Annotated in this window: 26 protein-coding genes; 14 read left to right on the plus strand and 12 right to left on the minus strand. The window is 74.7% G+C overall.

Annotated elements, in window-relative coordinates; all coding sequences use genetic code 11:
- Positions 1 to 5 precede the first annotated feature (5 nt).
- A complete protein-coding gene (locus AB0442_RS27950; protein WP_366166228.1) occupies positions 6 to 1247 on the plus strand; it encodes a histidine kinase in 1242 nt (413 codons plus the stop codon).
- Complete coding sequence (locus AB0442_RS27955; protein WP_366166230.1) at positions 1244 to 1849, plus strand: response regulator transcription factor; 606 nt, start codon at positions 1244 to 1246, stop codon at positions 1847 to 1849. The genes AB0442_RS27950 and AB0442_RS27955 overlap by 4 nt, the downstream gene beginning before the upstream one ends.
- Before the next feature lie 42 nt (positions 1850 to 1891).
- Here AB0442_RS27955 and AB0442_RS27960 read toward each other — a convergent pair whose 3' ends face one another.
- Both AB0442_RS27960 and AB0442_RS27965 read right to left on the minus strand, forming a co-directional pair.
- Positions 1892 to 2761 (minus strand): transglutaminase-like domain-containing protein, encoded by an 870-nt coding sequence (locus tag AB0442_RS27960; RefSeq protein WP_344626727.1) that lies wholly within the window; start codon positions 2759 to 2761, stop codon positions 1892 to 1894.
- 37 nt (positions 2762 to 2798) lie between these two features.
- Entirely contained in the window at positions 2799 to 3746 is a 948-nt protein-coding gene (locus tag AB0442_RS27965) for a GNAT family N-acetyltransferase (protein WP_366166232.1), read from the minus strand.
- A gap of 199 nt (positions 3747 to 3945) precedes the next feature.
- On the opposite strand from AB0442_RS27965, the gene fdxA reads away from it, so the two are divergent.
- Entirely contained in the window at positions 3946 to 4272 is a 327-nt protein-coding gene (fdxA, locus tag AB0442_RS27970; RefSeq protein ID WP_030275917.1) for a ferredoxin, read from the plus strand.
- Between the two features lie 26 nt (positions 4273 to 4298).
- The gene (gene dapC / locus AB0442_RS27975; RefSeq protein WP_363548432.1) at positions 4299 to 5444 is read left to right on the plus strand and encodes a succinyldiaminopimelate transaminase; all 1146 of its coding nucleotides are present in this window, start codon (positions 4299 to 4301) and stop codon (positions 5442 to 5444) included.
- A 73-nt stretch (positions 5445 to 5517) separates the two neighbouring features.
- Here the strand turns inward: dapC and AB0442_RS27980 are convergent, their stop codons facing one another.
- Together AB0442_RS27980 and AB0442_RS27985 are read right to left on the minus strand one after the other, a co-directional pair.
- Complete coding sequence (locus tag AB0442_RS27980) at positions 5518 to 6240, minus strand: hypothetical protein (protein WP_366166235.1); 723 nt, start codon at positions 6238 to 6240, stop codon at positions 5518 to 5520.
- Between the two features lie 320 nt (positions 6241 to 6560).
- A complete protein-coding gene (locus AB0442_RS27985) occupies positions 6561 to 7553 on the minus strand; it encodes a hypothetical protein (RefSeq protein ID WP_366166270.1) in 993 nt (330 codons plus the stop codon).
- 122 nt (positions 7554 to 7675) lie between these two features.
- Between AB0442_RS27985 and dapE the strand changes: the two genes are divergently transcribed.
- Both dapE and AB0442_RS27995 read left to right on the plus strand, forming a co-directional pair.
- Positions 7676 to 8752, plus strand: coding sequence for a succinyl-diaminopimelate desuccinylase (gene dapE, locus AB0442_RS27990; RefSeq protein ID WP_366166237.1), 1077 nt, complete (start codon positions 7676 to 7678; stop codon positions 8750 to 8752).
- Between the two features lie 63 nt (positions 8753 to 8815).
- The gene (locus AB0442_RS27995) at positions 8816 to 9628 is read left to right on the plus strand and encodes a TIGR00730 family Rossman fold protein (RefSeq protein ID WP_363548438.1); all 813 of its coding nucleotides are present in this window, start codon (positions 8816 to 8818) and stop codon (positions 9626 to 9628) included.
- Between the two features lie 16 nt (positions 9629 to 9644).
- Here AB0442_RS27995 and folP read toward each other — a convergent pair whose 3' ends face one another.
- Entirely contained in the window at positions 9645 to 10457 is an 813-nt protein-coding gene (folP, locus tag AB0442_RS28000; protein WP_363548473.1) for a dihydropteroate synthase, read from the minus strand.
- Between the two features lie 159 nt (positions 10458 to 10616).
- On the opposite strand from folP, the gene AB0442_RS28005 reads away from it, so the two are divergent.
- Both AB0442_RS28005 and AB0442_RS28010 read left to right on the plus strand, forming a co-directional pair.
- Positions 10617 to 11132 (plus strand): DivIVA domain-containing protein, encoded by a 516-nt coding sequence (locus AB0442_RS28005; protein ID WP_366166238.1) that lies wholly within the window; start codon positions 10617 to 10619, stop codon positions 11130 to 11132.
- Positions 11129 to 11722, plus strand: coding sequence for a DNA-3-methyladenine glycosylase I (locus AB0442_RS28010; protein WP_366166240.1), 594 nt, complete (start codon positions 11129 to 11131; stop codon positions 11720 to 11722). The genes AB0442_RS28005 and AB0442_RS28010 overlap by 4 nt, the downstream gene beginning before the upstream one ends.
- On the opposite strand, the gene AB0442_RS28015 is transcribed toward AB0442_RS28010, so the two are convergent.
- Entirely contained in the window at positions 11707 to 12507 is an 801-nt protein-coding gene (locus tag AB0442_RS28015) for an enoyl-CoA hydratase-related protein (RefSeq protein ID WP_366166241.1), read from the minus strand. The two genes, AB0442_RS28010 and AB0442_RS28015, sit on opposite strands and share 16 nt — an antisense overlap.
- Positions 12508 to 12831: 324 nt before the next feature.
- Between AB0442_RS28015 and AB0442_RS28020 the strand changes: the two genes are divergently transcribed.
- Entirely contained in the window at positions 12832 to 12999 is a 168-nt protein-coding gene (locus tag AB0442_RS28020) for a DUF3117 domain-containing protein (protein WP_014137929.1), read from the plus strand.
- A gap of 174 nt (positions 13000 to 13173) precedes the next feature.
- On the opposite strand, the gene AB0442_RS28025 is transcribed toward AB0442_RS28020, so the two are convergent.
- Positions 13174 to 13830 carry an O-methyltransferase gene (locus tag AB0442_RS28025; RefSeq protein WP_263107973.1) on the minus strand — a complete coding sequence of 219 codons (657 nt, stop codon included), beginning with the start codon at positions 13828 to 13830 and terminating at the stop codon, positions 13174 to 13176.
- Between the two features lie 185 nt (positions 13831 to 14015).
- Between AB0442_RS28025 and sigE the strand changes: the two genes are divergently transcribed.
- The 4 genes from sigE to AB0442_RS28045 all read left to right on the plus strand — a co-directional run bounded on the left by sigE (position 14016) and on the right by AB0442_RS28045 (position 17360).
- Positions 14016 to 14843, plus strand: a complete 828-nt coding sequence (gene sigE, locus AB0442_RS28030; protein WP_363548446.1) for an RNA polymerase sigma factor SigE — start codon at positions 14016 to 14018, stop codon at positions 14841 to 14843.
- Entirely contained in the window at positions 14840 to 15865 is a 1026-nt protein-coding gene (locus tag AB0442_RS28035; RefSeq protein WP_366166243.1) for a zf-HC2 domain-containing protein, read from the plus strand. Before sigE ends, AB0442_RS28035 begins: the two co-directional genes overlap by 4 nt.
- A 161-nt stretch (positions 15866 to 16026) precedes the next feature.
- On the plus strand, positions 16027 to 16446 hold the full coding sequence (locus AB0442_RS28040; protein ID WP_366166245.1) for a sec-independent translocase: 420 nt from the start codon (positions 16027 to 16029) through the stop codon (positions 16444 to 16446).
- Between the two features lie 236 nt (positions 16447 to 16682).
- A complete protein-coding gene (locus AB0442_RS28045) occupies positions 16683 to 17360 on the plus strand; it encodes a hypothetical protein (protein ID WP_366166246.1) in 678 nt (225 codons plus the stop codon).
- A 110-nt stretch (positions 17361 to 17470) separates the two neighbouring features.
- On the opposite strand, the gene AB0442_RS28050 is transcribed toward AB0442_RS28045, so the two are convergent.
- From AB0442_RS28050 to AB0442_RS28065, 4 genes are all read right to left on the minus strand, one after another.
- The gene (locus AB0442_RS28050) at positions 17471 to 18631 is read right to left on the minus strand and encodes an Mrp/NBP35 family ATP-binding protein (RefSeq protein WP_363548459.1); all 1161 of its coding nucleotides are present in this window, start codon (positions 18629 to 18631) and stop codon (positions 17471 to 17473) included.
- Between the two features lie 99 nt (positions 18632 to 18730).
- Entirely contained in the window at positions 18731 to 19366 is a 636-nt protein-coding gene (locus AB0442_RS28055; RefSeq protein ID WP_366166248.1) for a DUF1003 domain-containing protein, read from the minus strand.
- On the minus strand, positions 19359 to 20633 hold the full coding sequence (locus tag AB0442_RS28060) for a CBS domain-containing protein (protein ID WP_366166250.1): 1275 nt from the start codon (positions 20631 to 20633) through the stop codon (positions 19359 to 19361). Before AB0442_RS28060 ends, AB0442_RS28055 begins: the two co-directional genes overlap by 8 nt.
- Positions 20634 to 20910: 277 nt before the next feature.
- Positions 20911 to 21450, minus strand: a complete 540-nt coding sequence (locus AB0442_RS28065) for a hypothetical protein (protein ID WP_344626743.1) — start codon at positions 21448 to 21450, stop codon at positions 20911 to 20913.
- Between the two features lie 232 nt (positions 21451 to 21682).
- Here AB0442_RS28065 and AB0442_RS28070 point away from each other — a divergent pair, with 232 nt between their 5' ends.
- A complete protein-coding gene (locus AB0442_RS28070) occupies positions 21683 to 22531 on the plus strand; it encodes a DMT family transporter (protein WP_366166272.1) in 849 nt (282 codons plus the stop codon).
- A 24-nt stretch (positions 22532 to 22555) separates the two neighbouring features.
- On the opposite strand, the gene corA is transcribed toward AB0442_RS28070, so the two are convergent.
- A complete protein-coding gene (corA, locus tag AB0442_RS28075; RefSeq protein ID WP_263103779.1) occupies positions 22556 to 23668 on the minus strand; it encodes a magnesium/cobalt transporter CorA in 1113 nt (370 codons plus the stop codon).
- Between the last annotated feature and the right edge of the window lie 27 nt (positions 23669 to 23695).

Consider the following 23695-nt stretch of genomic DNA (forward strand, 5'->3'; position numbering starts at 1 on the left):
CCGGCATGGTCGACCAGGACAGGCACGCAGGCCCGGCGGAGCCCGGCACCTCCTTCCGGAACATCCCCGGCGCGAAGGTGGAGAGCCGCCGGCAGCTGCTGGTGAAGCTCTGCTGGATGTCGCTGTGGGCGGTCTACCTGGCCTATCCGGTGAAGGACCTGGTGGACGGGCACCACGGCACCGCGGCGACGGTGTTCGGCTGGGCGGCGCTCGGCGTGTACCTCGCCTGCTACCTGTCGCTGGTGGCCTTCCGCTCGATCCGGCCGGGCACCTGGTCCGGGCACTACGCGCTGGTCGTGGTGATGGTCGCGCTGGCCCTCGTCACCCCCTTCGTGCTGGGGGAGGCCTGGCTGACCCTGTTCACCTACGCCTCGGTCTGCATCGCCGTGGTGGTGCCGAGCAGGTACAGCGTCGCCGGGGTCGGCGCGGCCACCGCGGCCGCCCTGCTGGTGGGCCTGCTGGTCGACGCCGACAAGGACACCCTGGTCGCGATCGTGGTGCCGTGCTTCCTCTCCGGCCTCGCCATGACCGGCCTGCAGCGGCTGATCTCCACCATGCAGGAGCTGCGCGAGGCCCGGGCCGCGGTGGCCCACCTCGCCGCGTCCGAGGAGCGGCTGCGGCTCGCCCGCGACCTGCACGACCTGCTCGGCCACTCGCTCTCGCTGATCACCATCAAGAGCGAGCTCGCCGGACGCTTCATGGACGCCGGCAAGCAGGAGCAGGCCCGCAGCCAGGTCGCCGACATCGAGAGCGTCGCCCGGCAGTCGCTGGTCGACGTCCGGGAGGCGGTCAGCGGCTTCCGCCGGCCCACCCTGCCGGTCGAGCTCGCCGCGGCCCGCACCGCGCTCACCACCGCCCGGATCACCCTGGACGCCGCCCCCGGCCTCACCGACGCCCGCCCCGGCCTGGACGGCGAGGAGGCCGGCGCGCTCGCCTGGGCGCTGCGCGAGGCGGTCACCAACATCGTCCGGCACGGCGCCGACGCCACCGTCTGCACCGTCGCCATGGACGAGACCTGGGAGGACGACGGCCGGCGATACGCCGTGCTGGAGGTCACCGACAACGGCCGCGGCCCCGGCAAGTCCGGCCCCGGCAACGGGCTGTCCGGCCTCGGCGAGCGCCTCGCGCTGGTCGACGGCCGGCTGGAGACCGGCCCGGGCCCGCACGGCCGGGGCTTCAGACTGCGCGCGCACGTGCCGCTGAGGGCCGTCCCGGCGGCCGCGGCGACCGATAGTGTGCGCGAATGATTCGCGTGCTGCTGGCCGAGGACCAGGGGATGGTGCGGGAGGCCCTCGCCGCCCTGCTGGGACTCGAAGGGGACATCGACGTGGTCGCCCAGGTCGGGCGGGGGGACGAGGTCGTGGACGCGGCCGTCACCCACGACGTGGAGGTGGCCGTGCTGGACATCGAGATGCCCGGGATGACCGGCATCGAGGCGGCGGGGGAGCTGCGCCGGCGCCGCCCCGGCACCAAGGTGGTGATCGCCACCACCTTCGGCCGGCCGGGCTACCTGCGCCGGGCGATGGAGTCCGGGGCGGACGCCTTCCTGGTCAAGGACGCCCCGGCGGCCGAACTGGCCGAGGCGATCCGCCGGGTGCTGCGCGGTGAGCGGGTGATCGACCCGACGCTGGCCGCCGCCGCGCTCGCCGAGGGCGCCAACCCGCTGACCGGGCGGGAGCTGGACGTGCTGGCGGCCGCCGCCGACGGCTCGGTCAACGCGGACATCGCCCGCCGGCTGCACCTCTCCGAGGGCACCGTCCGCAACTACCTGTCGATGGCGATCCAGAAGACCGGTGCCCGCAACCGGGCCGAGGCGGTGCGGGTCGCGAAGGAGAAGGGCTGGCTGTGAACGCCCGCCGGCCCGCCCGGCACACGCAGCGGGCGCACCGCGTCAGTTGAGCCGGTGCCGGGCCGCCCGGGCGTCCTGCCGGGCCTTCGCCGCGGCCTCCGGGTCGAAGGCGTCCAGGATCCGCGCGTACTCCTCCATTTCGAGCGCTCCGGCCAGGAAGTCGCCGGTGCGGACGAGGAGTTCGGCGCGCTCCAGGCGCAGCTGGGCGGGGTGCCGGGGGAGCAGCAGGGCGAGCTCGGTGGCCCACAGCTGGGTGCGGGCGTGCTCGGGGCGGTCCGCGGCCCAGGCCCGGATGTTGCCGAGCACCCGCAGCACGATGTCCAACGGCTGTGCGGGGGTGAGGAGTTCGGTGCCGAACTGGTGCCCGGCGGCGGTCACCAGCTGCGCCGCGTCCGACAGGTCGAGCAGCCGACCGCCGTGGAAGGGGTCGGCGAGGACGTAGTCGTTGCCGCCGGACGGGCCGGCCACCGCGACGATGAAGTGGCCGGGCAGCGCGATGCCGTGCACGACCAGGCCGGCCCGGGCGGCCACGCCCATCCACACCAGCGAGAGCGTGATCGGCAGTCCGCGCCGGCGCCGCAGCACCTCGGGCAGCAGCGAGGACTCCACCCGCCGGTAGTCCGCCTTGCGGCCGTGGAAGCGCTCGCGGCCGCCGAGCACCGCGGCGAGCAGGGCCGCCGTCTCCTCGGGACCGGCCGGCCGCCGCTCGGCGACCGCCCGGCGGACGGCGGCCGCGTGCCGGTCCAGTGCGGCGCCGCAGGCCGTCAGCAGCTCGTCCAGGGTGGGCGGCGGCGCCGGGTCCCCGGGCGTGCCGAAGGTGTGCTCGGCGGCCGCGAGCAGGCACAGCAGCACGGGATCGGGGCGTTCGGCCCGGGCCTCGGCGCGGAAGCGGGATCTGCTCTGCTCGGTCACAGCAGCCTTCGTCGGTACTGAGGTGGCGGGGTGAACGCTACCGCTCGGGGAGCCGGGCGTAGTGGTAAGTGTGACTTGTGGTGAAGCCCAGCCGGTCGTAGAGCGCGATCGCGCCGGCGTTCTCGGCCTCCACCTGCAGGTACGCGCCGCTCGCCCCCTCCTCGGCGGCGCGGGCCGCGAGCACGGCCATCACCGCGGTGCCGAGCCCGGAGCGGCGGGCCGACGGGTCGACCTCGATCGCGGAGAAGCCGGCCCACGGGCCGTCGACGACGGCCCGGCCGATCGCCAGCGGGGCGCCGCCGTCCGGGTCGGGGACGGTCGCGAACCAGACCGAGGGGCCGCCGTGCAGCACCTCGGCGGCGGCCCGCTCCACCGCGGTGTCGGCGCTCACCCGGCGGTAGCGGGACATCCAGCGGGCGTCGGCCGTCCGGGAGAGCCGGACCCGGCCGTGCGACGCGGCGGCGGCCCGGGCGAGCGGGGCGAGCGGCGCGGTGCGGAACAGCGTCTCGGCCTGCCCGGCGCCGAGCCGGGCGAGTTCGGCGGCGAGGTCGCCGGGCGAGCCGGGTTCGAGCACCTCGACGTACGCCGGCAGCGAACGGGCCGCGTACCAGGCGCGGACCTCGTCCAGCGCCCGTGCGAGCGGGCGGCCGGGGTCGCCGAGGGCCTGGACGGAGTTGGCCCGCCGGGTGAATCCGGCGGAGGCGCGCAGCACCCAGGCGCCGAGCCGCTCCTGCTCGACCGCCGGCCAGCCGCGGGCGGCCGTCCGCTGCAGCTCGACGGGGTCGGCGGCCGGCTGAGGCGCCCGGCGGGCCGGGAAGGGCGGCACCGGCTTGCCCGCGACGAGCAGTTCCTCGGGGAAGACCACCGGCTCGCCGCTGCGGGGCACCACCGCGAGGCCGTTCTCGTCCCAGGATGCGAGCACCCCGATCACATCGCGGAACACCGGCCGTCCGTCGACCAGCTCCGCGATGCGCCGTACGGACACCCGTCGTCCCACGTCAGAGGGGTTCAGACGGACCTCCGGACGGCCTGTCGCGGGGGCTCTGTCCGCCATCGAGGGCACCTCCTGTGCATTTGCGGTCTCCGACCCGCGATACTAGGGGCGGGCATCGACGACGCCGCGCTCACCCGCGCACGCAAGCAAACAGTTTGGGCCGCCGGCCCTGCCGAGGAGGAACGACAGCGTGACCTACGTCATCGCGCAGCCTTGTGTCGACGTCAAGGACAAGGCGTGCATCGAAGAGTGCCCGGTTGACTGCATCTACGAGGGCGAGCGCTCCCTCTACATCCACCCGGATGAGTGTGTCGACTGCGGCGCATGCGAGCCGGTCTGCCCGGTCGAGGCGATCTTCTACGAGGACGACACTCCGGAGGAGTGGAAGGACTACTACAAGGCGAACGTCGAGTTCTTCGACGACCTCGGTTCGCCCGGTGGTGCCTCGAAGCTCGGCCTGATCGAGAAGGACCACCCGTTCATCGCGGCCCTGCCGCCGCAGAACGCCGACCACTGACGACACTGATCGGTGACAACTGAGTCGTGAGCACCCATCACACCGCGCGCGCGCCGTTCCCGGGCCACCCGGGGGCGGCGCGCCGCGTTTCCGAGCTGCTTCCGGTCTTCCCGTGGGACCGGCTGGAGCCGTACAAGCGGACCGCCCTCGCACACCCGGACGGGCTGTGCGACTTCTCCGTCGGCACCCCGGTCGACCCGGTGCCCGAGGTGATCCAGAAGGCGCTGGCCGCCAGCACGGACACCCCCGGCTATCCGACCGTCTGGGGCCCGTCGGAGCTGCGCGAGGCGATCGCCGGCTGGCTGAACCGCCGCTGCGGCGCCGAGATCGGCCCGAAGGCCGTCCTGCCGACCGTCGGCTCCAAGGAGCTGGTGGCCTGGCTGCCCGGCCAGCTCGGCCTCGGCCCGGGCGACCAGGTGGCGTACCCGCGGCTGGCCTATCCGACGTACGAGGTGGGTGCCCGGCTGTGCGGCGCCGAACCGGTGGCGTACGAGGACGTCGACGAGCTCGACGGCTCCCGGGTGCGGCTGCTCTGGCTGAACTCGCCGTCCAACCCGACCGGCCGGGTGCTCGCCGCGGACGAGCTGCGCCGTGCGGTCGCCTGGGCCCGCGAGCACGGTGCGCTGCTGGTCAGCGACGAGTGCTACCTGGAGCTCGGCTGGGAGGCCGAGCCGGTGTCGGTGCTGCACCCCGAGGTGTGCGGCGGCTCCCACGAGGGTCTGCTGGCCGTCCACTCGCTCTCCAAGCGGTCCAACCTGGCCGGCTACCGGGCCTCCTTCGTGGCCGGCGACGAGGTCGTCGTCCGGGAGCTGCTGGAGGTCCGCAAGCACGGCGGCATGATCGTGCCCGCCCCGGTGCAGGCGGCGACCGCCGCGGCGCTCGCGGACGACGCGCACGTGGCCGAGCAGCGGGCCCGCTACGCGGCCCGGCGCACGGCGCTGCGCGGCGCCCTGGAGGCGCACGGCTTCACCATCGAGCACTCGGAGGCCAGCCTCTACCTGTGGGCGACCCGGGGCCGGCCGTGCTGGGAGACGGTGGCGGAGCTCGCCGAGCTGGGCATCCTGGTGGCACCCGGCGACTTCTACGGGCCGGCCGGTGACCGGCACGTGCGGGTGGCGTTCACCGCCACCGACGAGCGGGTCCGCGCGGCCGTGGCCCGGCTCGGCGGCTGACGCCGGCGACCGACGGACGAAGGGCCGGCCCCCGCTCGGGGGCCGGCCCTTCGGCGTGCGGCGGGTGGTGCGGTCAGCCGCCGATGCCGCCGATGCCGCCGAGCAGGCCGCCGAGCGGGGTGCCGCCGAGCACGCCGCCCAGCAGGTCGGTCGGGTTGGAGCCGAGCGAGGGCACGCCGCCCAGGCGGTTGGCCGCGGCCGGCGAGCCGGTCAGGGTGCCGAGGGCGTCCGCGCCGGGCAGCGCCTGAGGGATGCCGCCGGTGGGCAGTGCGCTGGTCAGGGTGCCGGTGGGCAGGCCGCTGGTGGGCAGCGCGCCGGTGACGGTGCCGAGCGGGCCGCCGGCGCGCGCGCTGCGGGTGCCGGGCACCGCGGGCAGCACCTTCTCGGCGACCGCCGGGCCCGCCCGGTCGACCAGCGCGGGGGCGACCCTGCCGGCCACGGTGGTGAGCGCGCCGGTGGCGGCGGTGGTCTTGCCGGCCGTGTTGGTCACCGGGCCGAGGGCCGTGTCGGCGTCCGGCAGTGCGGAGGCGACGGTGTGGCCGGCGGCGTCGCCCGCGGCCGGGACACCGGTGGCGACCGTGGCGGCGCCGGTGGTGCCCGCGGACTGGCCGAGCTCGTGGGCGGCGCCCTGCACGGTGCCGGAGGGGGAGTCGAGCTGGGTGAGGCCGGATCCCAGGTCGGTCCCCTGCGGCACCAGGTCGGCGGCCGAGGCGGAGCCGGCCGCGATCAGGGGCGTCGCGCCGGCCGCGACGAGCAGTGCGGCCTGGGCGATCCGGCGCGTGAGGGGGTGAGACATGGTGCTCCTAAGACGAGAGGACATGGCCGTCCGTCGGGCGGACGACGTGAATACCGCTCGGGAGTCGGGAAGGTTTCGCCCGCCGAAGGTAAAGGGCAGGCAAAGATCGGACGATCGTCTTTGCGTCGCACCCGGCACCCGTCCCCCGCGGAGGTGAGTGAAGAACCGTCACTTCCCTTGTCGCGGCGGGTGCCGGCACCACTCCGACCGGCCCCGCGCCGCGGCCCGCGGCCGAGCGCCGGGCGGTCCACCGCCGTTGACCGCTGTCACCCGCCGGGTCGACACCCGCTCACGGGTTCGTCAACGCACCGTCACCGCGGTCACGGCGCCCCGAGGGTGACCAGCACCCGGTCCGCCCGGTCGTCCGCGCCCTTCGCCTGCCAGCCGTCCGTGGGCCGGTCGAAGCGCCACACCCGCCCGTCGTAGGAGACCGCGCCGATGCCGAGCTCCTGCGCGTGCGCCACCGCCCACTGGGCCACCGCCCAGCCCGACTGCTTCTGGCCCTCCGCACCGGAGTCGGTCGAGGCCGAGCCCTGCGGGCTCAGCGCCAGCACCGCCCGCGCGTCCTTGGGCGCCTTCGGCGCGTCCGACACCGCCACCATCCGCCCGAACTCGCGGCGGACCTTCTCGCCGACGTCCGCCGGGCGCGGCCCGCCCGACGGCGGGGCCGAGGGCGAACCGGAGGCGGAGGCGACCGCGGCGACCGGCTCGGCCAGGTCGTGCACCACGCAGTCGAGCGCGGCCGGCTCGCGGCCGGTCAGCGCCGAGGTCACCAGCATCGCGTTGGACTCGTGCTTGGCGTACGCCTGCGGGAAGCCGCTCTTCTGCACCTGCTGCGCGGCGTCGGTCAGCGGCATCCGGGCGTACCCGGGCACCTTCACCAGGCCGTCCAGGAACTTGTTGGTGGCGTACACCGGGTCCTTGATCTGCTCCGCGGTGCCCCAGCCCTGGGACGGGCGCTGCTGGAACAGGCCGATCGAGTCGCGGTCGCCGCCGGTGAGGTTGTGGATCTTGGACTCCTGCATCGCGGTGGCCAGCGCGATCGTCACCGCCCGCTCCGGCAGGCCGCGGGACATCGCCACCGCGGTGATCGTCGAGGCGTTGGCGGCCTGTGCCAGGTCCAGCGTCCCGGTGCCCGCCGCGGTGGTGATCCGGCAGCCCTCCGGCGGCACGATCAGCCGGTCCCGGTTGAGGTACAGCACCAGGCCCGCGACCAGCGCCACCGCCACCAGGCCGATCAGCACCCGGCGCAGCAGCCGCGGCCGGCGGCGCCGTCCCGACGCCGTGGAACCGTCCGCCCCGCCCTCCGCCATTCCGGCCACCAGTGCCCCTCTCGATCGCTGTGCGCACACCGTACCCACTCCGACGGCCCACCGGCCCCGGGCGGTTGCGCCACCCGCCGTGGCGGGCCGCGGCACCGATACGCTAAACCACCATGAGCAGCCCGAACACGCCCCTCGACCTGTCCCTCGACGGCGGTGCGCTGACCGCGCAGCTGGTCGACTTCCCGTCCGTCAGCGGCGACGAGCAGGCGCTGGCCGACGCCGTCGAGAACGCGCTGCGGGCGCTGCCCCACCTCACGGTCGACCGCCACGGCAACAACGTCGTCGCCCGGACGAACCTCGGCCGCGCCGAGCGGGTGCTGCTCGCCGGCCACCTGGACACCGTGCCGATCGCCGACAACCTGCCCTCCCGCGTCGAGGGCGACCTGCTGTACGGCTGCGGCACCTCCGACATGAAGTCCGGCGTCGCCGTGCAGCTGCGGCTCGCCGCCACCCTCACCGAGCCGAACCACGACCTCACCTTCGTCTTCTACGACTGCGAGGAGGTCGAGGCCACCCGCAACGGCCTCGGCCACCTCGCCAAGGAGCACCCCGACTGGCTGGCCGCCGACTTCGCGGTGCTCATGGAGCCCAGCGGCGCCGTCGTCGAGGGCGGCTGCCAGGGCACCCTGCGCGCCGAGATCGTGCTCACCGGCACCCGCGCCCACTCGGCCCGCAGCTGGCTCGGCGACAACGCCGTCCACAAGGCCGTCGAGGTGCTGCGCCGGCTCGCCGAGTACGAGCCGCGGCGGGTGCTGATCGACGGTCTGGAGTACCGCGAGGGCCTCAACGCCACCCGGATCGACGGCGGCGTCGCGGGCAACGTCATCCCCGACGAGTGCACCGTGCAGGTCAACTTCCGCTACGCGCCCGACCGCAGCGAGCAGCAGGCGGCCGACCACGTCCGCGAGGTCTTCGCGGGTCACGAGCTCCGCGTCACCGACACCGCCCCCGGCGCGCTGCCCGGCCTCGACCGCCCCGCCGCGCGGGCCTTCCTGGCCGCGGTCGGCGGTGAGGCCCGGGCCAAGTTCGGCTGGACGGACGTCGCCCGGTTCAGCGCCCTCGGCGTGCCCGCCGTCAACTACGGGCCGGGCGACCCGAACCTCGCCCACAAGCGCGACGAGCACTGCTCGCTGAGCGCGATCGCCGAGGTCGAACGACGCCTCGCGGCCTGGCTGACCGGCGCCTGACGTCCACCCTGCCGCCACCCGCCGTTCGCCGTATTCGGTGGACGGCGGGCGTAGGGTTTCGCCATGACAGGCACTGGAGACGTAAAGCACTACGGGCACGGTCCCGAAGAAGTCGACGCGCCCGCGCCCAAGAAGCCCTGGCCCGAGAAGCAGAAGGGCCCGGTGCTGCTCCGCCGCGACCAGGTCGGCACCAGCACCACGGACCAGCGTCTGCTGGACACCACCGGCCCGACCGACTGGCTGCACACCGACCCCTGGCGGGTGCTGCGGATCACCTCGGAGTTCGTCGAGGGCTTCGGCGCGCTCGCCGAACTCCCGGCCGCCGTCAGCGTCTTCGGCTCCGCCCGGACCCCGGTCGACTCCACCGAGTACGCCGCGGGCGTGGCCATCGGCAGGGCCCTGGCCGAGGCCGGCTACGCCGTCATCACCGGCGGCGGCCCCGGCGCCATGGAGGCGGCCAACCGCGGCGCCTCCGAGGCGGGCGGCCTCTCCGTCGGACTCGGCATCGAGCTGCCCTTCGAGCAGGGCCTCAACGAGTTCGTCGACCTGGGCCTGAACTTCCGGTACTTCTTCGTCCGCAAGACGATGTTCGTGAAGTACGCGCAGGGCTTCGTGGTGCTGCCCGGCGGGCTCGGCACCCTGGACGAGCTGTTCGAGGCGCTCACCCTCGTCCAGACCCGCAAGGTCACCAGGTTCCCGGTGATCCTCTTCGGCACCGCCTACTGGGGCGGCCTGGTCGACTGGCTGAAGAACACGCTCATCGCCGAGGGCAAGGCCTCGCCCCAGGACCTCGACCTCTTCCACGTGGTGGACGACGTCGACGACGTCCTCAAGATCCTGGCGGAGACCCGCCGCCCGAACGGCACCCGGATCTGACGGCCGGGCCGAGGCCCTACGCGAGCCCCCGGCGGGCCACCGCCGGGGGCCGGGTGCCGCGGATCGAGGCCACCATGTCCAGCACCTGCCGGGTCTCGGCGACCTGGTGCACCCGGTAGACCTGCGCGCCCAGCCAGGCCGAGACCGCGGTGGTGGCGAGGGTGCCGAGCAGCCGCTCGTCGACCGGCCGGTCCAGGGTCTCCCCGACGAAGTCCTTGTTGGAGAGCGAGACCAGCACCGGGAAGCCGGTCGCGGTCATCTCCGGCAGCCGCCGGGTGGCCTCCAGCGAGTGCCGGGTGTTCTTGCCGAAGTCGTGGCCCGGGTCGATGACCACGGCGTCCCGCCGCACGCCGAGCTCCACCGCGCGTTCCGCGAGGCCCAGGGTGACCGCCAGGATGTCGGCCATCACGTCCTCGTAGCCGACCCGGTGCGGCCGGGTGCGCGGCTCGGCGCCGCCCGCGTGGGTGCAGACCAGGCCGGCGTCGTACCGGGCGGCGACCTCGGCGAGCTTCGGGTCCACGCCGCCCCAGGCGTCGTTCAGCAGGTCGGCGCCGGCCTCGCAGACCGCCTCGCCGACCTCGTGCCGCCAGGTGTCCACGCTGATCACCGCGTCCGGGTGGCGCTTGCGCAGCTCGGCGACGAACGGCACGGTGCGGCGCAGCTCCTCCTCGACGGTGACCTCCTCGCCGGGTCCGGCCTTCACCCCGCCGATGTCCAGGATCGCCGCACCCTCGGCCATCGCGCGGTCGGCGGCGGCGAAGGCGGCCTCGTCGGCGAAGGTCGCACCGCGGTCGAAGAAGGAGTCCGGGGTGCGGTTGACGATCGCCATGATCACCAGCTCGTCGTCGCCGAACTCGCGCGGGCCAAGGCGCAGTGCCACCGGAATCTCCTCCACAGCTCGCCCGGGTGCAATGATGGGCCCCGGCCTGTCCGGGGACCATGATCCCACCATTGCCGGAGACGGGCCGGTGACTGACGGAGGCGGCTCGTGTTCTGGGTGATCGTGGCGGCGATGGCCGTGGTGGTCGGCGGTGCGGCGCTGGTGGCGCTCGGTGGCGGCGGCACGCTTCCGGAGGCGCTGCCCGACCGGATCACCGCCCGGCTGCCGCAGGACCGGCCGCTCGGCCGGCACGACGTGGACGAGCTGCGGCTGCCGATGGCGCTGCGCGGTTACCGCATGGACGAGGTCGACAACGTGCTCGACCGGCTCGGCGCGGAGCTCTCGCTGCGGGACGCGCGGATCGCCGAGCTGGAGGCCGCCGCGGTCGTCCGGGGCGCGGTGGAGCCGGCGCCCGGGCAGCCGCAGGAGGAGCCGCTGCCGGGGCTGGAGGCCTTCGCCGCGGTGGTCGAGCCCGCCGGGCCCGCCGAGCCCCGGACGGCGGCGGCCGCGCAGCCGCAGGACGAGCCGCTGCCGGAGCAGGCGGCCGACGAGCGGACGGCCGACGAGCGGCCCGCGGACCCGCGCGCCGACCTGTTCAAGAAGCACGGACCGGAGCAGTCGTGACCGGCGCCGTCCTCGGCCCGGACGGGCTGCTGCGCTGCGGCTGGGGCGAGTCCGCGGACGACTACCGCCTCTACCACGACACCGAGTGGGGCCGGCCGGTGCACGGCGACGCCGCCCTGTTCGAGCGGATCAGTCTGGAGGCCTTCCAGTCCGGGCTGTCCTGGATCACCATCCTGCGCCGCCGGGAGGGCTTCCGGGCCGCGTTCGCGGGCTTCGACATCGCCGCGGTCGCCGCGTACGGCCCGGCCGACACCGAGCGGCTGCTGCAGGACACCGGCATCATCCGCAACCGGGCCAAGATCGAGGCGACGGTGGCCAACGCCCGCGCCGCCCTCGACCTGGACGGCGGCCTGGACGAGCTGGTCTGGCGGTTCGCCGCCGACCCGGCCCGGCCGGCCCCCCGCACGCTGGCCGAGGTGCCGGCCGTGACCCCGGAGTCCGCCGCACTGGCCAAGGAGCTCAAGAAGCGCGGCTTCCGCTTCGTCGGCCCGACCACCGCCTACGCGCTGATGCAGGCCTGCGGCCTGGTCGACGACCACCTGGCGGACTGTCACGCGCGCGGGGCGGCCGCCGGTCAGCGTCCGACGTAGGCCGGCTTCTCCTTGGCGACGAAGGCCCGGACGGCGATCCGGTGGTCCTCGCTCTCGCCGGCCCGGGTCTGCAGCTCGTCCTCCTTCTCCAGCAGCTCGCCGAAGGAGTGCGAGGCGCCGTACGCCAGCGACTCCTTGACGGCGGCGTAGGCCACCGTCGGGCCGGCCGCCAGCTCCGCGGCGAAGGCCCGTGCGGTGGCGGCGAGTTCGGCGGTCGGCACCACCCTGGTGGCGAGGCCCAGGCCGAGCGCCTCGTCCGACTTCACCGTGCGGGGGAGCATCAGCAGCTCGGTGGCGCGGGCGTGGCCGACCAGCCGCGGCAGCGTCCAGGAGACGCCCGAGTCGGCGGTCAGCGCGACGCCGACGAAGGAGGTGTTGAAGCCGGCGGTGTCGGCGACGATCCGGAAGTCGCAGGCGAAGGCCAGCCCGGCGCCCGCACCGGCCGCCACCCCGTTCACCGCGGCCACGGTCGGCTTGGCCATCCCGGCGAGCGCCCGCAGCAGCGGGTTGTAGTGCTCGGAGACGGTCTTCAGCGCGCCCTCACCGGTCTCCTCGGCCCGCTTGAGCAGGCCCAGGTGCTCCTTGAGGTCCTGCCCGACGCAGAACGCCCGGTCCCCGGCGCCGGTCAGCAGCACGGCCCGCACCGCCGGGTCGTTCGCGGCCTCGGTGACGGTGTCGCGCAGCGCCACCTTGGTCGCCGTGTCGAGCGCGTTCATCGCGTCCGGGCGGTTGATGGTGATGACGGCCAGGCCGCCGTCGAGCTCGTACAGCACGGAGTCGGACATCGGGTGAGGGCTCCCCTGGTCGTGGTGGGTGGCACGGCGGCGCCGCGGCTCGTGGCCTCGGCCACGGACTCAGCATGACGGAGCGCGGGGCCGGCTGGGGAGTGTGAGGTACCGCACCTTCGAATGTCGTGCCGGGCACCGGCGAAATGGGGCTTCGGGCAGGTTGTCGGACGGTTTGGGCGGGTGCGGGCACGGTTGCGCGGAGAGTGATGTTGGTCATCGGGGTGCGGGATGCGGGATAATGGCTTCCGATCAATGCGTTCGATACCGGTGGTGGACGGACCTCCGGTACGTAGCTGAGCGGTTGCAGGAAGGGGAACGAGCATGGCGGCCATGAAGCCGCGGACGGGTGACGGCCCGCTCGAGGTCACCAAAGAGGGGCGGGGCATCATCATGCGAGTTCCGCTCGAGGGCGGCGGTCGCCTGGTGGTGGAGCTGACGCCCGATGAGGCGGATGCCCTGGGCGAGGCCCTGAAGAAGGCCTGCGGCTGACCGCAGCGGGTGCTCCCCTCATCTCCTGGAGATGCCGACAGGGCCCGGATTCGCGCCAGAATCCGGGCCCTGTGCCGTGCCCGGACACCTGCGCGGCCCGCGGCGGACGGCCCGGCGGCCGACCCTGCGGGACCGACCTGCGGGATCCGGCCGACACGCCCGCCGGACGCCCTGTCAGCGCTTGACGGCGCAGAGCAGCCCGTCGCTGACCGGCAGCAGCGCGGGCAGCAGCCGGTCGCTCTCCCGGACGTCCCGGACGAGCTCGCGCACCGCGTGGGTCTGCGGGTCGTCGAGGTCCGGTTCGGCCAACCGGCCCTCCTGGAAGACCCCCTCGAAGCAGACGATCCCGCCCGGCCGCAGCAGCCGCAACGATTCTGCGAGGTAGGCGCGGGACTCGGCCGGGTCACCGTCGCAGAACACCAGGTCGTACTGGCCGTCCGCGAGCCGCGGCAGCACGTCCAGCGCCCGGCCCGGGATGAACCGCGCCCGGTTGGGGGCGAAGCCGGCCGCGAGGTACGCCTCCCGCGCGCACTGCTGGCGCACCGGCTCGGTGTCGACGGTCGTCAGCACGCCGTCCGGCCGCATCCCGCGCAGCAGGTAGACCCCCGAGACGCCGGTGCCGGTGCCGATCTCGGCGACCGACTTGGCGTCCAGCGCGGCCGCCAGCAGCCGCAGGAAGGCTCCGCCGCTCGGCCCGATCGCGCGTATTCCGGCCCGCGCCGACTGGGCCCGGGCGTAGGTCAGCACCGCGTCCTCGCCGACGTAGGTGTCGGCGAGAGCCGCCCGCTCGGGCCCGAACTCGGTGATGGCTGCCTCTCCGGAGCGCCTGATGCCGACCCGATGTCGACATTTTCAGCCACAGATTACTGGCCGACCGGGAACCGCGTTCGACGGCGGGCCGTTGATGGGAACAGGACTTGGCGATCGGGGTGCGCACGACGCCGTCCGCGCGGCCCCGAGGGGGCGGCGGCGGAGGGGGTCGTGCACTTTATCCGGATCTGACGGGCGAGGTGGATATGGTGGTGGCCCTGCTGGGCAGAAGAGCCGACCGAGGAGGTGTGGCCGAGGGCGACGTCCCCGTGCAGCGCGATCCACGCCGCACCTCGTCGGCCCGTACGCCGAAGCCCGTGATGAACCAGCCCGCGCACTCCCCCCAGGACGCGACCACCGAGGCGGCCCGGGCCGCGGCCGAGCCGGCCGCGCTCGCGACCTTCGCCGAGGGCCCCGACGCGCAGAGCTGGACCCCGCCGACCTGGGAGGAGATCGTCGAGGCGCACAGCGCCCGGGTCTACCGCCTGGCCTACCGGCTGACGGGCAATCAGCACGACGCCGAGGACCTCACGCAGGAGGTCTTCGTCCGGGTCTTCCGCTCGCTCTCCACCTACACCCCCGGCACCTTCGAGGGCTGGCTGCACCGCATCACCACCAACCTGTTCCTGGACATGGTGCGCCGCCGCCAGCGGATCCGCTTCGACGCCCTCGCCGAGGACGCCGCCGAGCGTCTCCCCAGCCGCGAGCCCAGCCCGGCCCAGCACTTCAGCGACACCCACTTCGACGCCGACGTCCAGCAGGCGCTCGACACCCTCGCCCCCGAGTTCCGCGCCGCCGTGGTGCTGTGCGACATCGAGGGCCTCTCCTACGAGGAGATCGCGGCCACCCTCGGGGTCAAGCTCGGGACGGTCCGCAGCCGGATCCACCGCGGCCGCTCGCACCTGCGCGCCGCCCTCAAGCACCGGGCGCCGGGCGTCGCCCCGGGCCGGCTGCGCCGCGGCGGCTCCGCCGAGCCCGTCCCGGTCGGCGCCGATCCCGGCTCCCCGGGCGGCCTGGACCGGAGGGGCTCGTGAACGCCGGCGCCCACCAGGGCGGGCCCGAGCCGACCGGCCGGTCCCGGCGCGGCCCCTCCTGGGCCCAGCTCGGCCGCCGGGCCGACCACCCGCAGGCCCCCGCCGTCCCGGCGGAGCACCCCGCCGCCGAGCCCGCCGCACCGTGGGCCGTCGCCGTGCGCCCCGCAGAGCCCGCGGAGGAGCACCATCTCGGCGACCGCCTCTCCGCCTACCTCGACGGCGAACTCGGCCACGACTCCCGCGAGCGCGTCCAGGCGCACCTCGCCACCTGCCCCGACTGCCTCGCCGAGGCCGACGAGGGCCGCGCGGTCAAGCACCTGCTGACCCGCACCGACAACCCGGGCCCCTCCTCGACGCTGATGGCGCGGCTGCTCGCCGTCGCCGCCCTGCCCGAGGACGAGGACGGCTCCGGCCCGGGCGGCGGCATGCCGGCCGTCCCCGGCACCCTCGGCGGCAGCCGGCTCACCGGCGGCTCCTTCGGCCGCGGCGCCGGCGCCTCCTTCGGCTCGGGTGCGCTCGGCGCCGAGACGCCGATCCCCGGGGTCGACCCGCGGGCCGGCCGACCGGTGCTGCCGACGCCGGGCAACCGGCTCTCCCTGGTGCCCTCCGCCGCCCGTCCGGCGGCCGCGCTGCGCAGCCTCACCGAGCCGCGCGGACGCCGCGCCGAGCAGCCCTCCCGCGGACGTGCGGGTGTGCTGCCCGAGCCCGCCGCGGCGGCGGCCCGGCCCGGCCCGACGCCGTTCGGGCGCCGCTTCGTGTTCGCCGCGGCCGGTGCCTTCTCGGTGGCCGCGGTCACCCTGGCCGGTGTGGGCGGCCCCTCGGCCGTCGGCGGCGAGGACCAGCACGGCACCCGGGTCAGCCCGGTGAGCAACCCGGGCGGTGCCGCCGTCCCGGTCAACGCGCAGCTTCCGGCCGACTTCCCGGTCCCCGCCATGGCCTCGGCGCCGCCCGGCTACCTCCCCCAGCCCGGCCCGGCCGACGCCGGCGTGAACCGCCTCGGCCCGCACAACCTGCTCCGTTAGGGCACGCGCGCTGCTCCGTCGGGGCGCACGCACCGGGCCGCCGGGTGGTCTGGACCGCGATCCGCAGGTGGCGGGGTCACAGACCGGCCGGCGGCCATTACCCTGGTGGCGACGGCTGCCGCCGAGCTCGTCGGGTTGTCCATCAGGAGCTGGGAGCGTACGTGTTCAGTGACATAGGCCCACTGGAGGTCGTCGCGCTGGCCGTCATGGCCATCGTGATCTTCGGGCCGGACAAGCTGCCGAAGCTCATCCAGGACACCATGGGCTTCATCCGCAAGGTCCGGTCCTTCGCGGACAGCGCCAAGGACGACATCCGCAGCGAGCTGGGCCCGGAGTTCCAGGACTTCGAGTTCACCGACCTGCACCCGAAGACCTTCGTCCGCAAGCAGCTGATGGGCGGCAACGAGGACCCGCTGGGCTTCAAGGAGCTCAAGGACGGCCTCGACTTCAAGTCCGCCCTCAACGACGAGGCGCCGCGGCGGGTCGCCACCACCCCGGACCTCACCAAGAGCGCCCCCGCCGAGACGAGTGCGCCGCTCGCCGCCGGTGAGCGCCCGCCGTTCGACCTGGACGCCACCTGACACGACCCGGTGCGGCCGCGCGCCGCCGCGCACCTTCCCACGCCCCGCCCGGGCCGCTTCGCCGGGCGGGGCGTCGGCGTCCGCGCCGCTATGGTGTTCAGGTTGACCGCACGCCGGATCCACTGTGCCGTCGGTCACGCCACGACGTGTCGGCGGCCGACCGCACCCCGGCGGCGCGCCCGGTGCGCCACCATGGAACGCCGCCGCAGGAGACAGGTGCACGGAGGAGGCCGGCGATGGACGTGACGAGCCGAGCGGGCGGGACGGTCGCCCAGGGCGGGCGGACGGCGCCCGTGGTGGGCGCCCGGGCCGGATCCGCCGACCCGCTGAGGCCTTACCTGGAGGCCGACTTCCCCTGGTACGGGCTCGACGAGGGCTGGACGGGCCGCCGCTGGCCGTTCCCGGTCGGCGCGGGCCGCGCCGGCCAGGGCGCCGGCACCGACTACGGCTCGCTCGGCCACGGCGACGAGCCCGCCAGACCGTACGGGTCGCGGGAGGCCGGCCGCTTCGCCGTGGTGGTGACCGTCGCCCGCCGCCCCGGCCGCCGCAGCGCCGACAACACCGGCACGCTGGAGGCGACCTCCGCCTCCTCCGCCGCCTGGCTGGCCGGCTCCGGCCTGATCGCCACCGTGCCGCCGGGCCAGCTCGACCGCTCGCTGCGGCAGGACTGGCTCGACCAGCAGACCGGGCTCGCCTGGGACCTCGCGGACGACCTGGAGGGCCCCGGCTGGTCCTCCCTCACCCTGCCGGTGAACGGCCTGCCGCAGCCCTTCCGCTACCGCGAGTCCGAGTACGGCTGGGTGCTGGCCGGCGAGGCCCCGGGCGTCCTGCTCGGCGCCTACGGCCGCGGCATCAGCGCCTACGGGGTCGGCTTCGCCGTCGTCCCCGACCTCACCGCCTACGACGGCCGCTGACCGGCCACCGGCCGGCCGAGGCATCCGGGCAGCACGCAGGGCGCGGGGTCCGCACGACGGGACGGCACGGTGTGCCTCCCGCGGTGCGGCCCCGCGCCCCTGCGCGTCCGCTAGAACTTGTTCTTGGGGGTGAGACCCAGGGACAGGCCGGACAGGCCGCGCTGACGGCCGCCGAGCTTGCCCGCGACGGACCGCAGGGCGGCGCCGGCCGGGGACTCGGGGTTCGACAGGACGACCGGGCGGCCGTCGTCGCCGCCCTCGCGCAGGCGGACGTCGATCGGGATCGAGCCGAGCACCGGAACGGTGGCGCCGACGCTCCGGGTGAGGGCGTCCGCGACGGTCTGGCCGCCGCCGGTGCCGAAGACGTCGATCATCTCGTCGCAGTGCGGGCAGGGCATGCCCGACATGTTCTCGATGACGCCGACGATCTTCTGGTGGGTCTGCAGCGCGATGGTGCCGGCCCGCTCGGCGACCTCCGCGGCGGCCATCTGCGGGGTGGTGACGATGAGGATCTCGGCGTTGGGCACCAGCTGGGCCACCGAGATCGCGATGTCGCCGGTGCCGGGCGGCAGGTCCAGCAGCAGGACGTCGAGGTCGCCCCAGTACACGTCGGCCAGGAACTGCTGCAGCGCGCGGTGCAGCATGGGGCCGCGCCACACCACCGGGGCGTTGCCCGGGGTGAACATGCCGATCGAGATGACCTTCACGCCGTTCGCCGACGGCGGCATGATCATGTCCTGGACCTGGGTGGGCCGGCCCTCGACCCCGAGCATGCGGGGCACGCTGTGGCCGTAGATGTCGGCGTCGACCACGGCGACCTTGAGGCCGTCCGCGGCCATCGCCGCCGCCAGGTTGACCGTGACGGAGGACTTGCCGACGCCGCCCTTGCCGGAGGCCACCGCGTAGACCCGGGTGAGCGTGCCCGGCTTGGCGAAGGGGATCTCGCGCTCGGGCGCGCCGCCGCGCAGCAGCTGCGAGAGCTCCTTGCGCTGCTCGTCGCTCATCACGTCGAGCTCGACCTCGACACCGGTGACACCGGGCACCTTCGCGACCGCGTCGGTCACCCGGTTGGTGATCGTCTCGCGCATCGGACAGCCCGAGACGGTGAGGTACACGCCGACCTTCACGGCGCCGCCCTCGGCGATCTCGACGGATTTCACCATGCCGATCTCGGTGATCGGGCGGTTGATCTCCGGGTCGTTGACGGTCGCCAGCGCCTTGCGGACGGACTCCTCCGTCACGCCTGCGGCAATCTCGGTCTCGTTGGCCATGCCTTGATGGTACGGCGCCGCGGACGGACCCCGACTCGCCGGTAGCGTGCTGCCCGTCACACGAGGTCACGGCAGGCGCCGGCACCCGGCGCCCGGGCCTCACACCAGGTCGCGGCTCTCCCGCCGGTCGTCGAGCTCCTTGAGCAGCGCCATCAGCTCGGAGCGCACGAAGTCGCGGGTGGCGACCTCGCCGAGGCCCTGCCGCAGCGCGGCGACCTCCCGGGTCAGGTACTCGGTGTCGGCGATGTTGCGGTCGCTGCGGGCGCGGTCCTGCTCCATGTTGACGCGGTCCCGGTCGTCCTGGCGGTTCTGCGCGAGCAGGATCAGCGGCGCCGCGTAGGAGGCCTGCAGCGAGAGCATCAGGGTCAGGAAGATGAAGGGGTACTCGTCGAAGCGGACGGTCGGCGGCAGCAGGGTGTTCCAGACCACCCAGGCGACGATGACGACGGACATCCAGACGATGAAGCGCCCGGTGCCCAGGAAGCGGGCGATCCGCTCGGAGAGCTTGCCGAAGGCCTCCGGGTCGTAGGTCGGCATCGGGATGAGGGCGCGGCGGCCGGTGCGCGGCTGGTCCAGCCGGCTGCGTCCGGCGGTGCCCTCGGGCCGCTGCGGGCGGACGCCCTCGCGGGCCCGCAGCTCGCGCAGCTGCCGCAGCTCCCGCAGCTCGCCCTGGATGCGCTGGCGGGGACTGTCGTCGCGGCGGCCCTTGCGGTCCTCCCGCTTGCGGTCATCCATGGACGGTCTCGCTCTCGGCCGCGTGCAGGGACGCCTCGCGCCAGTCGTCCGGCAGCAGGTGGTCCAGGACGTCGTCGACGGTGACCGCGCCGACCAGGTGGTCGGCCTCGTCCACGACCGGCGCGGCGACCAGGTTGTAGGCGGCCAGGTAGCTGGTGACCAGCGGCAGCGGGGTGTCCGGCGGCAGCGGGTCGAGGTCGTCGTCGACCAGCGAGCCGACCAGGGTGAACGGCGGCTCGCGCAGCAGCCGCTGGAAGTGCACCGTGCCCAGGTACTTGCCGGTCGGGGTCTCGTTCGGCGGACGGCAGACGTAGACCTGCGCGGCGAGGGCCGGCTTGTTCTCGGCGATCCGCACCCGGGCGAGCGCCTCGGCGACGGTCGCGTCCGGCTCCAGCACGATCGGCTCGGTCGTCATCAGACCGCCGGCGGTGTCCTCCTCGTAGGAGAGCAGGCGGCGCACCGAGGCCGCGTCCTCCGGCTCCATCAGCCGCAGCAGCCGCTCGGCGTCCTCCTCGGGGAGGTCGGAGAGCAGGTCGGCGGCGTCGTCCGGGTCCATCGCCTCCAGGACGTCCGCGGCCCGCTCCTCCTTGAGCTTGCCGATGATCTCGACCTGGTCGTCCTCGGGCAGCTCCTCCAGGACGTCGGCGAGCCGGTCGTCGTCGAGGGCGGCGGCGACCTCGGCCCGGCGCTTCGCCGACAGGTGGTGCATCACGTTGGCGAGGTCGGCCGGGCGGAGCTGCTCGAAGGTGGCGAGCAGGTTGGCGGCGCCCTGGCCCTCCTCGGTGAGGGAGAAGCCGGTGAGTTCGGACCAGTCGAGGGTGAGCGTCTCGCCGCGCGCCTTGCGCAGCCGGCCGACCCGGCCGACCTGCACGAAGACCTTGCGGATCTCCCACTCGCGCAGCCGGGCCTGCACCATGGCCACGTCGAGGACGGTGACCTCCTCGCCGGTCTTCGTCCGGACGACGGTGCGGTCCAGCAGTTCGGCGAGGACGAGGGTCTCGGAGGGGCGCTGCTCGAAGCGCCGCAGGTTGATCACGCCGGTGGCGAGCACCTGGCCGGACTCCAGGCTGGTCACCCGGGTCATCGGCAGGAAGATCCGCCGGCGGCCGATCACCTCGACCACCAGGCCGAGCACCCGGGGCGGGCGCCCGCCGATCCGCAGCGAGACGACCACGTCGCGGACGCGGCCCACCTGGTCGCCGTTGGGGTCGAAGACCGGGAGCCCGGAGAGGTGCGAGATGAAGACCCGGCTGCCTGCGCCTGCCATCGGCTCCCTCTCTCCGGACGGGGCCCGCGAGGTGCGGGCCGGTGCGCTGGTGACGGTGCGGCCGCGTAGGGCCTGCGGTCGCGGTACGGGTCGCGGTCCGTCGCGCCGTCGCCCGTACGACCGCGTCCGCACGGCTGCGCCCGGCGCGTCCTCCGGCGCCAAAGATACCTGCGGGAGTGGGCCGGAGCCCGCGGTGGCCCGCCGCAGCCCGGCGCGTCCGCCCCGCCCGGCGGTCCGCGGACCCCGTGGGCGGTCGGACCGGCCGGCCGTCGGCGCGTCAGCCCTTGCGGCGGCCCAGCAGCAGCTTGGGCAGGCCGGCCGGGATCGGGCGGCGGGTGGTGGCCCCGGTCGGCATCGGCACGGCCGCGTGGGAGCCGTCCGGCATGGCGCCGGGGCGCTCGGTGAGGGCGCCGGCGGGCTCCAGCCGGAGCACCCGGCACTCGCGGGCCCAGCGGTCGCCGATGGTGTCGGTGTCGGGGGCGTTGAGCCGCTTGGACTTGAGCTCCTCGACGGCGCCCTGCCAGGCCTCGCTCCGCGGGGCGAGCTCGGTGACGTCGGCGAGCCAGCCGGTGAGCCGTCCCCCCTTGTCCTTGCTGCGGACGGTCACCTCGGCCCGGCCGCCCGCGGCCAGCCCGTGCAGCGGCTGCTCGCCGCCGTCGCCGACCACCACCACGGCCCCGTCGTGCCAGGCGTGCCACAGCGCCCGGCCGTTCGGCACGCCCTCCGGGCGGACCCAGAGCAGTCCGGACTTCTTCGCCGCCTCCTCCAACAGGGCGCGGTCCAGGAAGTCCTCGGCGGGGGTCGTCGTACGCTCCATGGCCCACAGCGTACGGCCTGGCGGGCCGTCGGCCCGAGGCCGCTCGGCGCTTCGTCCCACCACCCGGGACGACAGCGCCGTCAGTGCATTTGAGGCCTTACCGTAGGACGGTCGCACCCGACCCGTTCGAAGGAGAGCCGTGCCCGCCCGGCCCGCCGCCACCGCCGCCCCCGCGGACCTCCGGCCCGCCGCCCCCGCACCGGGCCGGCCGGCGCTGCCGCAGGTCGACCTGATGCTGCTCGCCGTCTCCATCGCGGGCATCTCGCTCTCCGCCCCGCTGATCAGCGCCACCGCCGCGCCGCCGCTGGCCATCGCCTTCTGGCGCAACTTCATGTCGGTCGGCGTGCTCGGCCCGTACGCGCTGCTGCGGCACCGCGCCGAACTGCGCGGCATCGGGCGCCGGGCGCTGCTGCTCGCGGTCGCCGCCGGCGTGCTGCTCGCGGTGCACTTCGCGCTGTGGATGCCCAGCCTGCGGATGACCTCGGTGGCCTCGGCGACCGCGCTGGTCACCACCACCCCGCTGTGGACGATCCTGCTGTTGCGGCTGATGGGCGAGCGGGCGCCGCGGCCGGTGCGGATCGGCGTGGCGGTCGCCTTCGCGGGCGTGCTGGTGCTCACCGGCGTCGACCTGTCGCTCTCCCCGCGGGCCCTGCTCGGCGACGCGCTCGCGCTGGGCGCGGGGGCGGCGGCCGCGGGCTACGTGCTGCTCGGCGCCGAGGTCCGGCGGACCGTCAGCACCACCGCGTACACGCTGGTCTGCTACACCACCACGGCCACGGCGCTGTTCGGCGTCTGCCTGGTGGCGGGCTCCCCGCTGTCGGGCTGGCCGGCCGGGGTGTGGTGGCAGATCGTGCTGCTGATGGTGGCCGCCCAGCTGCTCGGGCACTCGCTGAGCAACCGGGTGGTCCGCACCCTGGGCCCCTCGGTCACCTCGACGGCGATCCTGCTGGAGACCCCGGGTGCGGCCCTGATCGCGGCCGTGTGGCTCGGCCAGTGGCCGCCGGTGGCCGCGTACCCGGCGGTCGGCCTGATCCTGCTCGGACTGGTGCTGGTCGCCCGGGGCGGCCGGAAGGGCGGCTGACGGGCCGCCCGGCGTGACCGGTCGTCAGAGCCACCCGTTGCGCCGGAACCCGCGGTACATGGCGATGCAGATCACCACGACGCTGCCCAGCACCATCGGATAGCCGTACTTGTGGTGCAGCTCGGGCATGTAGTCGAAGTTCATGCCGTAGATGCCGGTGATCATGGTCGGCACCGCGAAGATCGCCGCCCAGGCGGTGATCTTGCGCATGTCCTCGTTCTGCGCCACCGACACCTGCGCCAGGTTGGCCTGGAGCAGCGAGTTCAGCAGCTCGTCGAAGCCGTGCACCTGCTCGGTGACCCGGGCCAGGTGGTCGGCGACGTCCCGGAAGTACTTCTGGATGTCCGGGTCGATCAGTCGCTGGATCGGCTCGGAGAGCAGCTGCATCGGACGCAGCAGCGGCGCCACCGCCCGCTTGAACTCCAGCACCTCGCGCTTGAGCTGGTAGACCCGGCCGACGTCGGCGCCGCGGCCCGCCTTGCCGGCGAAGACGTCGAACTCGACCTCGTCCACGTCGGTCTGCAGCCGCTCGGCGACCAGCAGGTAGTTGTCGACCACGTGGTCGGCGATGGCGTGCAGCACCGCGGACGGGCCCTTGGCGAGCAGGCCGGAGCCGTCGGCGTCGCCCTCCAGCCGGCGCCGCAGCTCGCGCAGCGAACCGTGCCCGCCGTGCCGCACGGTGATGACGAAGTCCTGGCCGACGAAGACCATGAGCTCGCCCGTCTCCACGACCTCGCTGGTCGGCGTGAGCTGGTCGTGCTCGACGTAGCGGATCGTCTTGAAGACGGCGAACAGCACGTCGTCGTACCGCTCGACCTTGGGACGCTGGTGCGCGTGCACCGCGTCCTCGACGGCCAGCGGGTGCAGGCCGAAGCGCTGGGCGATGCCCTCGAACTCGGCCTCGGTGGGCTCGTGCAGGCCGATCCAGCTGAACGAGCCGGCGTCCTGCTGGCGGCACAGCTTGACCCGGGCCACGGCCTCGCGCGGGCTGCAGCTCTCGCCGACCCGCTTGCCGTCCTGGTAGACGGCGCAGTCGACCACGGCCGAAGGGGCGTGGCCCGGACGGAGGGTGTCGAAGGAGGTGTCGCGGCGGCGGTGCGGGCGGACGGCCGCACGCAGGTTGTTGATCATCGACATGGCAGGCTCCTGGGGCAGGAGCCGCCG

The organism is Kitasatospora sp. NPDC085895 (genome assembly GCF_040702125.1).
Taxonomy (GTDB): Bacteria; Actinomycetota; Actinomycetes; order Streptomycetales; family Streptomycetaceae; genus Kitasatospora; species Kitasatospora arboriphila.

What these genes read in the sequence shown, in the direction of transcription:
- sigE (WP_363548446.1), top strand. Translation starts at nt 14,016, where the DNA reads ATGGTGGTGGCCCTGCTGGGCAGAAGAGCCGACCGAGGAGGTGTGGCC.
- AB0442_RS28045 (WP_366166246.1), top strand. Translation starts at nt 16,683, where the DNA reads ATGGACGTGACGAGCCGAGCGGGCGGGACGGTCGCCCAGGGCGGGCGG.
- AB0442_RS28015 (WP_366166241.1), bottom strand. Translation starts at nt 12,507, where the DNA reads ATGTCCGACTCCGTGCTGTACGAGCTCGACGGCGGCCTGGCCGTCATC.
- AB0442_RS27950 (WP_366166228.1), top strand. Translation starts at nt 6, where the DNA reads ATGGTCGACCAGGACAGGCACGCAGGCCCGGCGGAGCCCGGCACCTCC.
- AB0442_RS28060 (WP_366166250.1), bottom strand. Translation starts at nt 20,633, where the DNA reads ATGGCAGGCGCAGGCAGCCGGGTCTTCATCTCGCACCTCTCCGGGCTC.
- folP (WP_363548473.1), bottom strand. Translation starts at nt 10,457, where the DNA reads ATGGCGATCGTCAACCGCACCCCGGACTCCTTCTTCGACCGCGGTGCG.
- corA (WP_263103779.1), bottom strand. Translation starts at nt 23,668, where the DNA reads ATGTCGATGATCAACAACCTGCGTGCGGCCGTCCGCCCGCACCGCCGC.
- AB0442_RS27980 (WP_366166235.1), bottom strand. Translation starts at nt 6,240, where the DNA reads ATGTCTCACCCCCTCACGCGCCGGATCGCCCAGGCCGCACTGCTCGTC.
- AB0442_RS27985 (WP_366166270.1), bottom strand. Translation starts at nt 7,553, where the DNA reads ATGGCGGAGGGCGGGGCGGACGGTTCCACGGCGTCGGGACGGCGCCGC.
- AB0442_RS28020 (WP_014137929.1), top strand. Translation starts at nt 12,832, where the DNA reads ATGGCGGCCATGAAGCCGCGGACGGGTGACGGCCCGCTCGAGGTCACC.
- AB0442_RS28055 (WP_366166248.1), bottom strand. Translation starts at nt 19,366, where the DNA reads ATGGATGACCGCAAGCGGGAGGACCGCAAGGGCCGCCGCGACGACAGT.
- dapE (WP_366166237.1), top strand. Translation starts at nt 7,676, where the DNA reads ATGAGCAGCCCGAACACGCCCCTCGACCTGTCCCTCGACGGCGGTGCG.
- AB0442_RS28050 (WP_363548459.1), bottom strand. Translation starts at nt 18,631, where the DNA reads ATGGCCAACGAGACCGAGATTGCCGCAGGCGTGACGGAGGAGTCCGTC.
- AB0442_RS27995 (WP_363548438.1), top strand. Translation starts at nt 8,816, where the DNA reads ATGACAGGCACTGGAGACGTAAAGCACTACGGGCACGGTCCCGAAGAA.
- AB0442_RS28065 (WP_344626743.1), bottom strand. Translation starts at nt 21,450, where the DNA reads ATGGAGCGTACGACGACCCCCGCCGAGGACTTCCTGGACCGCGCCCTG.
- AB0442_RS27955 (WP_366166230.1), top strand. Translation starts at nt 1,244, where the DNA reads ATGATTCGCGTGCTGCTGGCCGAGGACCAGGGGATGGTGCGGGAGGCC.
- AB0442_RS28070 (WP_366166272.1), top strand. Translation starts at nt 21,683, where the DNA reads ATGCTGCTCGCCGTCTCCATCGCGGGCATCTCGCTCTCCGCCCCGCTG.